The organism is Oleispirillum naphthae, assembly GCA_027864655.1.
In the GTDB taxonomy this organism is placed as follows: domain Bacteria; phylum Pseudomonadota; class Alphaproteobacteria; order Rhodospirillales; family Rhodospirillaceae; genus Oleispirillum; species Oleispirillum naphthae.
On sequence record JAQAZG010000002.1, the window covers coordinates 239,663 to 251,941 of the forward strand.

Sequence of the window (12,279 nt, forward strand, 5' to 3'; positions counted from 1 at the left end):
TCCGCTATGCCCTAAGGGGAAAAGGAGCCCGCAAAGATGAGCGACACGACCGGAACGAACCTCACCCAACTCGGCCGCGCCGCGCGCGCCGCCGCCACCCCGGAAGAGGCGGTGCTGGAACGCGTGCCCTGGCAGGGCGAGGCCGAAGCCCGCACCGTGGTGCGCTTCACCTGCCCGGAATTCACCTCGCTCTGCCCGGTCACCGGGCAGCCCGACTTCGCGCACCTCGTCATCGACTACGTGCCGGACCGCTGGCTGGTGGAATCCAAGTCGCTGAAGCTCTTCTTCCACGCCTTCCGCAACCACGGCGCCTTCCACGAAACCTGCACCGTGACGATCGCCAAGCGCCTGGTGGAAACCCTCGCCCCGGTGTGGCTGCGCATCGGCGGCTATTGGTACCCGCGCGGCGGCATGCCGATCGACGTGTTCTGGCAAAGCGGCGAACCGCCCAAAGGCATCTGGCTGCCCGACCAGGGCGTGCCGCCTTACCGCGGGCGGGGGTAGGGGAAAACCAGGCCGGGGGCGCCGCCCCTGGACCCCGTTGGGGCCTTGGGCCCCAAACCCCATAACTGGTTTTTCGCCGTGCAGCGGCCATCAACCGTCACGCCGCGTGATGGCTTTCTCGCGCTGCGCGCAAAAACCAAAAGTTATGGGGGGAGCGGGGGGACCGAGTCCCCCCGCGAAGTTTTGGTGTTCCGCGTCCCTCAGAGTTTCGGTTCGTCGGGGATGGCGTGGAGGATCTTGTCCTTGAGCTTGGTGATGCCCAGCGCCTTGAGGACGTATTTCTCGTAGATCGGCTCCGAGGTTCCGGCGCGGATCTTGTGCATGAAGTATTTTTCGAAGGCGATCTTGGCGGCGTGGACCCACCATCCGGTGGAGAACCAGTTGACGTTGCGCGGCGGGATTTGCGGCAGCGCGACGAAGGCCGCGCCGGAATCGCCGAAGTCGGCGAGGCAGATGGCGTTCCAGGTGGCCTCGCGGTCCGGTTCTTCGCCGTTCAGCAGGTTGGCGATGTTGTGCGCCGTGGCGGTGACCATGGATTCGATCATGTAGCCGGTTTTCGGCACGCCCACCGGCACCGGGGTCTTGCCCACCGGCGGGATGGCGACGCACACCCCGATCGAGAAGACGTTGGGGTAGGCGGGGTTGCGCTGATGCTTATCGACGATGACGAAGCCGCGCGGGTTGACCAGGCCGGGCACGCCCATCACCGCGGGGATGCCGCGGAAGGACGGCAGCATCATGGAAAAGGAGAAGGGCACGGTGTGGCGCTTCTTCTCGTTGCCGTCGTCGTCCACCTCGATGACGTGGGCCGCGCCGTCGGCGAACTTCTCGATCTTGGCGTTGCAGATCCAGTCGATGTGGCGGCTGCGCAGGATGCTTTCCATCATTCCCCTGGAATCGCCGACGCCGCCCAGGCCGAGGTGGCCGATATAGGGTTCGGCGGTGACGAAGGTCATCGGCACCTTGTCGCGGATCTTGCGGCGGCGCAGGTCGGTATCCATGATCGCCGCGAACTCGTAGGCCGGGCCGTAGCACGAGGCGCCCTGCACCGCGCCGACGACGATCGGGCCGGGGTCGGCGCAGAAGGCCTCCCACGCCTCGGCGGCGTGCGCCGCGTGATCGACGTGGCAGACCGACTGGGTGAGGCCGCCATGCGGGCCGAAGCCCTCGATCTCGTCGAAGGCGAGCGCCGGGCCGGTGGCGATGACCAGGTAGTCGTAGATGATCTCCTGGCCGTCGAGGAGTTCCAGGCGGTTCTCCTCCGGGTAGACCTTGGCCACCCCGGCCGGGGAGAATTCGATGCCGCGCTTGGCGAGCACCGGGGCGAGTTCGATCTCGATGTCCTCGCGCTTGCGCCAGTTGACCGCGACCCAGGGGTTGGACGGCGTGAAGTGGAAGGTGGGCGTGTTGCTGACCACCGTGACGGTGTCTTCCTTGCGCGCCGCGTCCCGCATTTCATAAGCCATCGGCACGCCGCCGATCCCCGCACCCATGACTACGATATGCGCCATCCTGCCGTCCTCCGCTGTCACGGCTGTGCCGTGGTTGTCGCAAGCTCGACCCTCATGCTCACTTGGAGGCCGCGGCCTCACTTTTTGATGTCGGCGTTCCGGTCGGGCAATACAATCCCGCCAGGGTGTCGATGACACGCATCGCGCGATCATCCCTGATGGTGTAGAATACGTTTTGGCGAAACCGCCGGGTCTGGACCAGGCCCTTGCGCCGCAGCACCGCCAGTTGTTGCGACAGCGCGGACTGCGACAGGCCGATCGCGCGTTCCAGTTCGCCGACCGTCTTTTCCCCGCCGGAGAGCAGGCAGAGAATCGTCAGCCGACCCGGGTTCGAGAGGGCGCGGAGAAGGTCGGCGGCCTGTCTGGCGTTGTCGGCGACGTCCATGGTATTCATACTTGCTAAATTAGCAACTATGCATATTATGTCAACAAGGCTTTTCTCCGCCCCATTTCCGGGGCACGACCACGAAGGGGGTTCCTCCATGCGCAGCACGATCCGGACAGTCCTGGCAATCGCGTCGGCGGCCCTGGTCTCCGCCTCTCTGGCGCAGGCGGCCGACGGCGGCCTGACGGTGCGGCGGCAATCCATCGAGGACCGCAAGACCATCTACGCCACGGTGGAAAGCGCCCATGTGCAGCAGGCGCGCGCCCGCAACGGCGGCACCGTCGCCATGCTTCTGATCGACGAGGGCGACGCGGTGAAGGCCGGGCAGAAGGTGGCGACCATCGGCGACCCCAAGCTGGTGCTGCAGATGCGCTCGCTGGAGGCGAAGACCCAGTCCCTGCGCGCCGAACGCGCCCAGGCGGAACTCGACTTCAACCGCGCGCAGCAGCTCTACAAGCAGGGCGTGGTCTCCAAGGCGCGGCTGGATACGGCGCGCACCGCGCTTGCCGTGGCGGACCGCGGGCTGGCCTCCCAGGCTGCGGCGCGCCAGGTGGTGGAACAGCAGATGAAGGAGGGCGAGGTGCTCGCCCCCGGCGACGGCCGCGTCCTGGTGGTGCATGTCACCGACGGCGCGGTGGTGATGCCGGGCGAGCCGATCGCCACCATCGCCACCGGCGCCTACCTGCTGCGCATCGAGGTGCCGGAGCGCCACGCCCGCTTCATCCGCGAGGGCGACCCGGTGCGCATCGGGCCGCGCGGCATGGCCCCGGACGAAGACCCGGGCCGCACCCGCGAGGGCAAGGTGGTGAAGGTCTATCCCAAGCTGTCCAACGGCCGGGTGATGGCCGACGTGGAGGTGGCGGACCTCGGCGGCTATTTCGTCGGCGAGCGCACCCTGGTGACGGTGAAGACCGGCAGCCGCGAAGGTTTTCTGGTGCCGGAGGGCTATCTCGCCACGCGCTTCGGCGTCACCTTCGCCCGCCTCGCCGACGGCACCGCCGTGGTGGTGCAGACCGGAAGCCGCCATGCGGAGGGCATCGAGGTGCTCTCCGGCCTGCATGACGGCGACGTGATCCTGCCCCAGGACGCTCCGAAGGCGGGGGGCCGGTCATGAAACTGGGGATTTCCGGCCATCTGACGCGCACCTTCCTGCGCAGTCCGCTGACGCCCTTGCTGCTGCTCTCCGCGCTGGCGGTGGGGCTGATCGCCCTGATCCAGCTGCCGCGCGAGGAGGAACCGCAGATCTCGGTGCCGATGGTGGACATCATGGTCTCCGCCGACGGCCTGAGGGCGGTGGACGCGGTGGAACTGGTGACCAAGCCGCTGGAGAACATCGTCAAGGGCATCGACGGCGTGGAGCACGTCTATTCCCAGACCGTGGACGACCAGGCGATGGTCACCGCGCGCTTCTTCGTCGGCACCGACCGCGACGCCGCGCTGCTGCGCGTGCACGACACCATCCGCGCCCACTACGGCGAAATCCCCATCGGCATTCCCGAGCCCCTGATCGTCGGGCGCAGCATCAACGACGTGCCGGTGGTGGTGCTCACCCTCACCCCCAAGCCGGGCAAGGAGGACCGCTGGAACGACAACGCCCTGCACGCCATCGCCGACGAGCTGCAAAGCGAACTGGTGAAGGTGGAGGACGTGGGGCTGACCTTCATCGCGGGCGGCCACCCGGACCAGATCCGCGTCGAGCCCGACCCGGAGCGCCTGAGCCTCTACGGCGTCACCCTCAACCAGCTGGTGGACAAGGTGAAGAACGCCAACCGCGCGTTCTCGCTGGGCCGCGTGCGCGAGGCGGGGGCACAGCCCCCGGTGGTCGCCGGGCATACCTTGCAGGGGCCGGGCGACATCGGCAACCTCCTGATCACCACCGGCGACGGGCGGCCGGTCTACGTCAAGGACGTGGCGAAGATCGTCGTCGGCGCGGCCACCGGGGACACCCGCGTCTGGCAACTGGAAAAACTCAAGGACGGCAGCCTCAAGCCCGCGCCCGCGGTGAGCATCGCGCTGGCCAAACGCAAGGGCGCCAACGCGGTGGACGTGGCGCACAATATCCTCACCCGCCTCGACACCCTGAAGGGCCGCCTCGTCCCCGCCGACATCGAGGTCAAGGTCACCCGCGACTACGGCGAGACGGCGCTGGAGAAATCCGACGAACTGCTGTTCCACCTTGCGCTCGCCACCATCTCCATCGTCGGTCTGATCACCCTGGCGATCGGCTGGCGCGAGGGGGTGGTGGTCGCCGTGGTCATCCCCACCACCATCCTCTTGACCCTCTTCGCCTCGCACCTGATGGGCTACACGATCAACCGCGTCAGCCTGTTCGCGCTGATCTTCTCCATCGGCATCCTGGTGGACGACGCCATCGTCATCGTCGAGAACATCGCCCGCCACTGGGGGATGAAGGACGGCAAGTCGATCGCCGACAAGGCGATCGAGGCGGTGGCCGAGGTCGGCAACCCCACCATCGTCGCCACCCTGACCATCGTCGCCGCGCTGCTGCCGATGATGTTCGTCTCCGGCATGATGGGCCCCTACATGAGCCCGATCCCGGTCAACGCCTCGGCGGCGATGATCTTCTCGTTCTTCGTCGCGGTGACGATCACCCCCTGGCTGCTCTACCGCATCGCCGGGCGCAAGGCGGAGCGGGAAGGCGAGGGCCACCACGACGACGAAGGCCGCCTCGGCGCGTTCTACCGCCGCATCGCGGTGCCGCTCTTGACCGGGCGCGGCCGCTCCAAGCGCTTCCTCCTCGGCGTCGGGGTGGCCACCCTTGCGGTGTGCGGCCTCTTCGCCACCAAGAGCGTCACCGTCAAGCTCTTGCCCTTCGACAACAAGTCCGAGTTCCAGGTGCAGATCGACCTGCCGGAGGGCTCCTCGCTGGAGGAGACCAGCCGCGTGCTGCGCGCCGCGGCGGACCGGCTCGCCTCCCTGCCGGAGTTGGTGGACATCCAGGCCTATGTCGGCACCGCCGCGCCGTTCAACTTCAACGGCCTGGTGCGGCACTCCTACCTGCGGTCCTCGCCGGAACTGGGCGAGTTGCAGGTCAACCTGCTGCCCAAGGGCGACCGCAGCCGCGAAAGCCACGGCATCGCGCTGGAGGCGCGCCGCCGCCTCGCCGACCTGCCGGTGCCGGACGGCACCGCGGTCAAGGTGACCGAGGTGCCGCCCGGCCCGCCGGTGATGGCGACCCTGCTCGCCGAGGTCTACGGCCCCACCGCCGAGGCCCGCCGCGCCGCCGCCGAGCGGGTGCGCCAGGCGTTCCGCGCCGTGCCCTTCGTCGTCGATATCGACAATTCCATGGGGCATCCGGCGAAGCGCCTGCGCCTCGTCATCGACCAGGAGGCGCTGGAATTCCACGGCGTCGAGGAACAGGCGGTGTTCGACACCCTGCGCGCGCTGTTCTCCGGGGTTTCGGTGGGCTATTCCCACCGCGGCCACGGCACCAACCCGATCGAGATCGCGGTGAAGCTGCCGCCCTCGGACCTCGCCATCGGCGAGCGCCTGCTCACCACCCCGGTGCCCGGCGCGAAGGGCGTGGTCGAACTCGGCGACGTGGTGCGGGTGGTGGCCGAGAAGACCTCCGAAACCGTCTATCGCCGCGACGGCCGCTTCAACGACATGGTCACGGCGGAACTCGCCGGAGCCTTCGAGGCGCCGATCTACGGCATGTCCGCGGTGGAGAACGCCCTGGCGAAGATGCAGGCGGAACATCCGGACCTGCCGCCGATCGCCATCGGCTACCACGGCCAGCCGCTCGACGAGGCGGGGCTCACCCTCCTCTGGGACGGCGAGTGGGAGGTCACCTACGTCACCTTCCGCGACATGGGGGCGGCCTTCATCGTCGCGCTCCTGGCGATCTATCTGCTCGTCGTCGCACAGTTCGGGTCGTTCAAGGTGCCGCTGGTGATCCTGGTGCCGGTGCCGCTCACCCTCATCGGCATCGTGCTCGGACACTGGATGTTCGGCGCGCCGTTCTCCGCCACCTCGATGATCGGCTTCATCGCGCTCGCCGGGATCATCGTGCGCAACTCCATCCTGCTGGTGGATTTCATCCGCCACCTCAAGGCCGCGCACCCGGACCACACCCTGCGTGACGTGCTGGTGGAGGCGGGCGCCATCCGCTTCAAGCCGATCCTGCTCACCGCGCTCGCCGCGATCATCGGCGCGGCGTTCATCCTCGCTGACCCGATCTTCCAGGGCCTCGCCATCAGTCTGGTGTTCGGCCTCGCCAGTTCCACCGCGCTCACCCTGCTCGCCATCCCGGCGATCTACGTCTGGCTGCGCGACGACGGCAAGGGGTTCGGGGGGGAACACTAAAACTTCGTGGGGGGACATTTCCGCCTTGGGAACGCCCACTGGGCGTTCCCACCGCCTCCGGCGGTCGGCTCCAATCCCCCCACACTCCCCATAACTTTGGTTTTTGCGCGCAGCGCCATAGGCTCATCACGCGGCGTGACGGTTGATGGCCGCTTGCGCGGCGAAAAACAGTTATGGGGTCTGGGACCCGCGGCCCCAGCGGGCCCGGGCAGGGCCCGGCCTTGTTTTTTCCCGAGGCGAAGGGCATCGTGGCGGGATGATGACTTTCTCCGATGCGATCAGGGTCTGCTTCGCCAAATACGCCGCTTTCGCCGGGCGCGCCGCGCGGGCGGAGTTCTGGTGGTGGGTGGGGTTCTACCTGCTGGGCTCGGCGGTGGTGGTGATCTTCGATGCCGCGACCTTTCCGCTTTCCGGCGGGTTGTTTTCCCTGCTGTTCCCCCTGGCGATCTTTCTGCCGACCCTGGCGGTGGCGGCGCGGCGGCTGCACGATATCGGCAAGTCCGGCTGGTGGCTGCTGCTGTGGCTGGTGCCGCTGATCGGACCGCTGATCCTGATCTACTGGTGGGCGAGCCGCGGCGAGGCGGGGCCCAACGACCACGGCCCCGACCCGTTGAATCCGGACTTCGTCCCCGACGCGCCGTTCGTCGAGGGCTGACCGCCAAGTTGCATCGCTCCGGTTTGTCTCCCATGTCATGAAAACATGGGAGAAAACCGGAGTCATCATGCAGGACTTAGCACATCGGCAGCAGGCGCGGACCGTGGGGCTCACCGACACCATGGCGCGCCCGGGGCTGTTGGCGCGGGGCGTGATGCGCCTCGTCGCCGCGGCCGAGCGCCTGAATCTGGCCTATGCGGAGGGGGGCAGCCCCCCGGTCTACGACACCGACGCCTTCCCCTGGGCGCGCCGGGTGGAGGCGGAGTGGCGGGCGATCCGCGCGGAACTGGAGGCGGTTCTGGCGCGCAAGGGGGAGCTGCCCGCGTTCCACGAGATTTCTGCCGAGGTGCGGTCGATTTCCGCCGACCGCGACTGGAAGACCTTCTTCCTCTGCGGCTACGGCATCGTCTCGGAAGAGGCGGTCCGCCAGTGTCCGGAGACCTGGCGCATCCTCCAGAACATTCCGGGACTGAAGTCGGCGATGTTCTCGATCTTCGAGCCGGGCAAGCACCTGCCGCCGCACCGCGGGCCGTACAACGGGGTGTTGCGCTTCCACCTCGGCCTGATCGTGCCCGATGCGCCGGAAAAGATCGGCATCCGCGTGGCGGACCGCGTCTGCCACTGGCGGGAGGGCGAGGCGCTGATCTTCGACGACGCCTACGAGCACGAGGCGTGGAACCATTCCGACGCGGTGCGCGTGGTGCTGTTCGTCGATTTCGAGAAGCCGACGCGCTTCCCCGCCAGCCTGACCAACAAGCTGGTGCTGCGGCTGGCGCTGTTCACGCCGTTCATCCGCGAGGGCTACGAGGCGCACAAGGCCTGGGAGAAGCTGTTCTACGGCGCGGGAGCGGCGCGGCATTGAGCCGCGCCGGATGCGTCAGAAGCGGATGATGTCGCCGGTGGCGATGGGTTTGACCCGGTCGCCGAGCAGCCCGCGCAGGTAGGCGATCGCCGCCGCGCCGGTGCAGTGGCCGGGGGCGACGAAGCCGACGTTCCAATCCATCAGCACGCGCGCGGTTTCGCGCAGGCGGTGTTCCGACGCGGCGTTGAGGTGGAAGCCGCCGATCAGCCCGGCGACGCGGTGTTCGCCGGTGATGCGCCGCGCCTGGTGCACGGTGTTGACCATGCCGGAATGGGCGCAGCCGCAGATCACCACCAGGCCCTTGGGGGTGAGAATCCAGATCGACTGGTCGTCGGGGATGGAGTCGGGAACCTTGCTCTCGGTGTCGAGGAAAAGCGGGCCGCCCACGTCCTCGAAGGTGTTGGCGCGCGGCACCTCGCCGGTGGTTCCGACGTCGGGGACCAGCTCCACCGGGCCGCGGCTGGCGCAGATGCGCTGCGGCGGCAGGGCGCGGATCGCGGCGGCGATGGCGGGCGGGATGGAGACGTCGCGCGGCGCTTCGCCGGGGCGGATGCTGTAGCGGGTGAGGAAGATGTCCGGGTGGTGCACCAGCATCAGGGAGTCGTTTTTCGCCAGCACCTGATCCACCGCGCCGGTATGGTCGTAGTGGCCGTGGCTCAACACCAGGAAGTGGGCCTGCGCGAGGTCGATGTTGAGGCGTTCGGCGTTGGGAATCAGGGCCTTGCCCTGCCCGCTGTCGAACAGGATGGGGCCGTGGGGAGTCTCGATCCACAGGGAGAGGCCGTGCTCCGACACGAAGCCTTCTCTCTCGGCGTTTTCGACCACGGCGGTGACGGAAAAGCGTGTCTCTGACATAGCCAAGGCCTCCCGGTTCGGGCTTGTTATGGGGGCATGGGACCACGATTGCATGCACCGGCACGCAGTCATGTAGTCCAAATCCTACATGCAGGAAAGCATGTGCCGGGCGGTCACGTCCAGGGGTTTCCGAAGGATGCGCCGGTTTCGGTTTGACAGGGCGGCGGCTTGCCGCCACCCTGGGCGGCGAACCCAAGGGGGGCTCCGGCAAGGGGCTGAGATACCGACGGCGCACGCGGCGCGGTGACCCTTTGAACCTGATCCGGGTCATACCGGCGAAGGGATGGGATCGTGCGCCGGGCCTCTCCTTCCTGCCGGTGCCCCCCTTGCCTCGCTCCCGGGTCTTTTCCGTCGATGCGAGGAGACCTGTTCCATGTCCACCGACTCCGTTGTCTGCCCGGTCGCCGCCTGCCGCCGGGGGCACCTGCGCGGCACCCTGTTCCCCGAGGTCGCGGTGCCGTTCCGCGAGGTGACGCCCGAGGGCGAGGCGTCGCTGCGGCTCTACGACACCGCGGGCGGCGGGGCCGCGCCGCGGCCCTGGCTCGCCGCGGGGAAAGGGGAGCCGCGCACCCAGCTCGCCCGGGCGCGGGCGGGGGAGATCACCCCGGAGATGGAGTTCGTGGCGATCCGCGAGAGCCTGGGCTGCCCCGAGGGCGAAGGGGTGACGCCGGAGTTCGTGCGCGCCGAGGTGGCGCGCGGCGCGGCGATCATCCCGGCCAACCGCAACCATCCGGAACTGGAGCCGATGGCGATCGGCCGCGCCTTCCGGGTCAAGGTCAACGCCAACATCGGCACCTCGGGCGTCGCCTCCGACCCGGCGCGCGAGGTGGAAAAGATGCGCGACGCCGTGGCCTGGGGCGCGGACACGGTGATGGACCTTTCCACCGGCGCGGAGATCATGACGACGCGGGAGGCGATCGTGCGCGGCTCTCCGGCGCCGGTGGGCACGGTGCCGCTCTACGAGGCGCTGGTGCGCGCCGGCGGCCGGGCGGAGGACCTCTCCTGGGAAATCTTCGCCGAGACCCTCCTCGATCACGCGCGGCAGGGGGTGGACTACGTGACCATCCACGCCGGGCTGCGCCGCGCGCACGTGCCGCTCGCCCTGGGGCGGGTCACCGGCATCGTCAGCCGCGGCGGCGCGATCATGGCGCGCTGGTGCGCCGCGCACGATGCGGAGAACTTCCTCTACACCCGCTTCGCCGAGATCTGCGGCATCCTCGCCTCCTGCGACGTCGCGGTGTCGCTGGGCGACGGGTTGCGCCCCGGCTGCACCGCCGACGCCAACGACGCGGCGCAGTTCGCCGAGCTCGCCACCCTGGGCGAGCTGGCGCGCATCGCCTCCGGCCACGACGTGCAGACGATGATCGAGGGGCCGGGCCACGTGCCGCTGCACAAGATCGCGGAGAACATGGCCCGCCATGCGGAGTTCTGCGGCGAGGCGCCGCTCTACACCCTGGGGCCGCTGGTGACCGATTCCGCCCCCGGTTTCGACCACATCACCGGGGCGATCGGCGGCGCGATGATCGCGGCGATGGGCACCGCGATGCTGTGCGTGGTGACGCCGAAGGAGCACCTCGCCCTGCCGGAGCGCGACGACGTGCGCCTGGGCGTCACCGCCTTCAAGATCGCGGCGCACGCCGCCGACCTCGCCAAGGGGCACCCGGCGGCGCGGGCGCGCGACGATGCGCTCTCCCGCGCGCGCTTCGACTTCCGCTGGGACGACCAGATCGCGCTTGCCCTCGACCCGGCGACGGCGGCGGCCTACCGCGGCGCGGCGGAGGATTCCCACGCCTGCACGATGTGCGGCAAGGCGTTCTGCTCGATGCGCGGCTTCCGCGAGGTGGCGGCGGCGCTATAGCTCTTCGATCATCGCGGCGGTGACCAGGATGACGCCGCCCTCGGAGCGGTAGAAGCGCTTGGCGTCCAGGTCCGGGTCCTCGCCGATGACCAGGCCGGGCGGGATGCGGGTGTCCTGCGCGATGATCGCGCGGTTGATCCGCGCGTGGCGGCCGATGTCGCAGTTGGGCAGGACCACCGTGTCCTCCACCACCGAATGGGAATTCACCCGCACGTTGTTGGAGAGCAGCGAACGCCGCACCCGGCCGCCGGAGACGATGCATCCGGCGCCGACCACCGAGTCCAGGGCGATGCCGCGGCGGTCGTCGTCGTCGAACACGAACTTCGCCGGGGGGCGCTGCTCCTGCGTCGTCCAGATCGGCCAGTCGGGGTCGTAGAGGTCGAGCGCGGGGGTCACCGAGGTGAGGTCGATGTTGGCCTCCCAATAGGCGTCCACGGTGCCGACGTCGCGCCAGTAGGGTTCGATCTCCTCCGCGCTGCGCACGCAGCTGTCGGCGAAGCGGTGGGCGAACAGGCTGGAGCGGCCGACCAGGTTGGGCAGCATGTCCTTGCCGAAGTCGCGGCTGGAGCCCTGGGTTCCGGCGTCGCGGATGAGCTGCGCGAACAAAAAATCGGTGTTGAAGATGTAGATGCCCATGCTGGCGAAGGCGAGGTCCGGCTTGCCGGGGATCGGCGCGGGATGCACGGGCTTTTCCATGAATTCGACGATCTGGTCGTGCTCGTCCACTTTCACCACGCCGAAGCCCGAGGCGCGGTCGAGCGGCACCTCGACGCAACCCACCGTCGCCTCGGCGCGGCGCTCGATGTGCTGCGCCAGCATCAGCGAGTAGTCCTGCTTGTAGACGTGGTCCCCGGCGAGCACCAGGATGTAGGTGGGGGCGATGGCGCGGATGAAGTCGAGGTTCTGGTACACCGCGTCCGCGGTGCCGCGGTACCAGCTTTCGTCCGCGGTCTGCTGCTGCGCCGGCCAGATCTCGATGAATTCCTGGAGTTCGGACTTGAGGAAGCCCCAGCCGCGCTGCACGTGCTGGATCAGCTGGTGGGAGCGGTACTGGGTGGGCACCGCGACCTTGCGGATGCCGGAGTGGATGCAGTTGGACAGCGGGAAATCGATGATGCGGAACTTCCCGGCGAACGGGATGGCGGGCTTGGCCAGGCTGTCGGTGAGGTCCATCAGACGGCTGCCGCGTCCGCCCGCCAGCACCAGGGCGAGCGTATTTTTCAAGGAGGTGTTGAGATCGTACGGACTGGCATTCATCACCGTTCCTCCCCCAGTGGTTCACCCACAGGTTATGCCAAGGCGGATGCGGCGCAAAGGCAAAAC

Annotated in this window: 9 protein-coding genes, 1 pseudogene and 1 riboswitch; of the genes and pseudogenes, 6 read left to right on the forward strand and 4 right to left on the reverse strand. The window is 68.5% G+C overall.

Features of this window, described 5'->3' with window-relative positions; genetic code table 11:
• The first annotated feature begins 36 nt into the window (after window positions 1–36).
• Window positions 37–504, forward strand: a complete 468-nt coding sequence (gene queF, locus O7R11_RS03320; protein ID WP_337996062.1) for a preQ(1) synthase — start codon at window positions 37–39, stop codon at window positions 502–504.
• A gap of 200 nt (window positions 505–704) precedes the next feature.
• On the opposite strand, the gene O7R11_RS03325 is transcribed toward queF, so the two are convergent.
• Window positions 705–2,015 (reverse strand): NAD(P)/FAD-dependent oxidoreductase, encoded by a 1,311-nt coding sequence (locus tag O7R11_RS03325; protein WP_337996063.1) that lies wholly within the window; start codon window positions 2,013–2,015, stop codon window positions 705–707.
• A 58-nt stretch (window positions 2,016–2,073) separates the two neighbouring features.
• On the reverse strand, window positions 2,074–2,400 hold the full coding sequence (locus tag O7R11_RS03330; protein ID WP_337996064.1) for an ArsR/SmtB family transcription factor: 327 nt from the start codon (window positions 2,398–2,400) through the stop codon (window positions 2,074–2,076).
• Between the two features lie 97 nt (window positions 2,401–2,497).
• Here O7R11_RS03330 and O7R11_RS03335 point away from each other — a divergent pair, with 97 nt between their 5' ends.
• The 4 genes from O7R11_RS03335 (at window position 2,498) to O7R11_RS03350 (ending at window position 8,243) form a co-directional block, all read left to right on the forward strand.
• The gene (locus tag O7R11_RS03335; protein WP_337996065.1) at window positions 2,498–3,514 is read left to right on the forward strand and encodes an efflux RND transporter periplasmic adaptor subunit; all 1,017 of its coding nucleotides are present in this window, start codon (window positions 2,498–2,500) and stop codon (window positions 3,512–3,514) included.
• Window positions 3,511–6,726 carry an efflux RND transporter permease subunit gene (locus tag O7R11_RS03340; RefSeq protein ID WP_337996066.1) on the forward strand — a complete coding sequence of 1,072 codons (3,216 nt, stop codon included), beginning with the start codon at window positions 3,511–3,513 and terminating at the stop codon, window positions 6,724–6,726. Before O7R11_RS03335 ends, O7R11_RS03340 begins: the two co-directional genes overlap by 4 nt.
• 256 nt (window positions 6,727–6,982) lie before the next feature.
• The gene (locus O7R11_RS03345; protein ID WP_337996067.1) at window positions 6,983–7,381 is read left to right on the forward strand and encodes a DUF805 domain-containing protein; all 399 of its coding nucleotides are present in this window, start codon (window positions 6,983–6,985) and stop codon (window positions 7,379–7,381) included.
• A gap of 67 nt (window positions 7,382–7,448) precedes the next feature.
• Window positions 7,449–8,243, forward strand: coding sequence for an aspartyl/asparaginyl beta-hydroxylase domain-containing protein (locus O7R11_RS03350; RefSeq protein ID WP_337996068.1), 795 nt, complete (start codon window positions 7,449–7,451; stop codon window positions 8,241–8,243).
• A gap of 15 nt (window positions 8,244–8,258) precedes the next feature.
• Here the strand turns inward: O7R11_RS03350 and O7R11_RS03355 are convergent, their stop codons facing one another.
• Complete coding sequence (locus O7R11_RS03355; protein WP_337996069.1) at window positions 8,259–9,098, reverse strand: MBL fold metallo-hydrolase; 840 nt, start codon at window positions 9,096–9,098, stop codon at window positions 8,259–8,261.
• 185 nt (window positions 9,099–9,283) lie between these two features.
• Window positions 9,284–9,399: riboswitch (TPP riboswitch) on the forward strand.
• A 72-nt stretch (window positions 9,400–9,471) separates the two neighbouring features.
• On the opposite strand from O7R11_RS03355, the pseudogene thiC reads away from it, so the two are divergent.
• Window positions 9,472–10,926, forward strand: a pseudogene (gene thiC / locus O7R11_RS03360) (phosphomethylpyrimidine synthase ThiC); the annotation flags it as partial.
• A gap of 24 nt (window positions 10,927–10,950) precedes the next feature.
• Here thiC and glgC read toward each other — a convergent pair.
• On the reverse strand, window positions 10,951–12,213 hold the full coding sequence (gene glgC / locus O7R11_RS03365) for a glucose-1-phosphate adenylyltransferase (RefSeq protein ID WP_337996071.1): 1,263 nt from the start codon (window positions 12,211–12,213) through the stop codon (window positions 10,951–10,953).
• Window positions 12,214–12,279 lie beyond the last annotated feature (66 nt).